1 protein-coding gene is annotated in these 289 nt (G+C 56.4%); it reads left to right on the top strand.

Annotation, left to right across the window (positions count from 1 at the left end; translation table 11 throughout):
- Window positions 1-289: recombinase RecT (locus AF337_RS38505; protein ID WP_193393703.1), on the top strand; the 289-nt coding region annotated here is incomplete at both ends.

The raw sequence follows: 289 nt of genomic DNA, 5'->3' as shown, positions 1-289 counted from the left end.
CCTGGGTGGATGATGATGGCGAGCATCTGTTCCATGAGGAAGCTGACGAGCAGGATCGGAAGATCATCAGGCGCGTCTACGCCCAGGTGGTGATGAAGTCTGGTGGTTGCTTTGTCGACACCATGCGTTCCGACGACATCGAAAAGGTGCGCCAATCGTCCAAGAACAAGGATAGCGGTCCTTGGGTCGACTGGTGGGAGGAGATGGCATTCAAGACCGTCTTCCGCCACCTTTCGAAACGTCTCCCGTTCTCGCGCGAAGTGTCTCCGATCCTGGACCGCGACAATTT

Source organism: Rhizobium ecuadorense (assembly GCF_001187535.1).
In the GTDB taxonomy this organism is placed as follows: domain Bacteria; phylum Pseudomonadota; class Alphaproteobacteria; order Rhizobiales; family Rhizobiaceae; genus Rhizobium; species Rhizobium ecuadorense.
This window is presented reverse-complemented; position numbering and strand designations above follow the sequence as displayed.